Origin of the sequence: Methyloglobulus sp. (assembly GCF_040079455.1) — a bacterium.
Lineage (GTDB): Bacteria > Pseudomonadota > Gammaproteobacteria > Methylococcales > Methylomonadaceae > Methyloglobulus.
Genome location: NZ_JBEBKJ010000171.1, coordinates 1 through 1,516 on the forward strand (window position 1 = coordinate 1; position 1,516 = coordinate 1,516).

General features: G+C 45.6%; 3 protein-coding genes. 2 read left to right on the forward strand and 1 reads right to left on the reverse strand.

What is annotated here, in order from left to right; translation table 11 throughout:
* Nucleotides 1–537: TonB-dependent receptor plug domain-containing protein (locus ABL924_RS18380; RefSeq protein ID WP_349028545.1), on the reverse strand; the 537-nt coding region annotated here is incomplete at its 3' end.
* 493 nt (nucleotides 538–1,030) lie between these two features.
* On the opposite strand from ABL924_RS18380, the gene ABL924_RS18385 reads away from it, so the two are divergent.
* A complete protein-coding gene (locus tag ABL924_RS18385; protein ID WP_349028546.1) occupies nucleotides 1,031–1,243 on the forward strand; it encodes an addiction module protein in 213 nt (70 codons plus the stop codon).
* Nucleotides 1,240–1,516, forward strand: a 277-nt coding sequence (locus tag ABL924_RS18390) for a type II toxin-antitoxin system RelE/ParE family toxin (RefSeq protein WP_349028547.1), incomplete at its 3' end; no start/stop codon positions are given. The genes ABL924_RS18385 and ABL924_RS18390, both read left to right, overlap by 4 nt.

Sequence of the window (1,516 nt, forward strand, 5' to 3'; positions counted from 1 at the left end):
GCTGCCGCCTTTAAGCTCTTTGCCGGTTTTAAGGATAATATTAATGACCCCCGTGGTGGCATCGCCACCATAAAGCATGGAGCCTGGCCCCCTAATGACTTCGATATGGCTTATGTTCTTAACCGGCATCGTCCATGCGAAAGGTTTGCCGCCGATGAAGGTATTTCTTTGGGGAATGCCGTTGATTAAGACCAACACTTGCGTATTTGCCTCGGAATATATCCCTCGAAAGCCGATGACATTATTCGTATTGCCTGCCCTGGCGCTGCTGACGTGGATACCTGGCAGGTATTCCAGGACATCTTCCAACCGCCGCGCACCGATTTTCTCAATGTCCTTGCTGGTCAAAACAGAGGTAACGCTGGGGCTTAGTTTTTGCGGGATTGGGTGACCGGTGGCAATGGACAGCATTTTTTCATTGCCGTAGGTGTCCTCTAAGCCATCGAATTCAGAATTCTCAGCATGGGCGGCTTGAATGAATACCAAGATGAAAGCCCGTAATCTTGGTAGTTTGCACAGCTTCGGGAGGTTAGCCAATAAATCATGCCCTCCTAAGAACCCCCATGTGATAACACACGCAGGAATGATTTACTTAGTTGCGGAAGTGCGGCTTTTCTCGATTTGGCGGTGGATTATAAACGCTAAACCTTAAGCTGATGTTAAGTAAGCGATATTTGTTAGTTTTAAAAGCCAGTTAGCTTTTAAATAACATTCGCAACAGGCAAAGCTGCCCAATTTGTCGTATGAGCCGGACTTTTCATACCCTGCCGCATCCGCCACTTTGCGCTTAGGTTTTCGCTGGCATAGCGTATGGTATGCCTGCCGTGTAACCCAATATCCGTCAGAACAAATGACCGCTTGGCCTGTGAGTACGGTGGTGAATAGTCCGAAGCATAATACAGAAGAGTGTATTAAACCTATTTCCGATTAAACACCATCAACGATTCATAGCATTGGAACACGAAATCTATATATCAGCCTGAATTCGTGCCAAAATAACAGTAAATCACTTAACACCAAGAGGTGGAATATGAACGCAGTCGCTTTAACCAATATGTCCCTTGAAGAAAAGCTGGCAACGATGGAACAAATCTGGGACGACCTCTGCCAGCATCAAAACGTGCAATCGCCCGATTGGCATCAGGGTGTACTGCAAACCAGGGAAAAAAACCGTCTGGCAGGACAAGAACAACCGATGGATTGGCAGGAAGCTAAAAAGGCAATTCAAAACCGAACCCAATGAATTTAAAGATCCTGCCATCGGCCAATGAAGACTTAATCAACGGCTACCATTTTTACGAAGGGCAATCCCAAGACTTAGGCAGTTATTTCCTCGATTCGTTATTCTCGGATATCGATTCTTTGCTGATCTACTACGGCATACAACAACAATTTTTCGGAAAATATTACCGTTTGCTGTCCAAACGTTTTCCGTTCGCGGTTTATTACACTGTAGAAAATACAGACATCATCGTTTACGCTGTGTTGGATTGTCGGAGTAATCCGGCTTGGATAG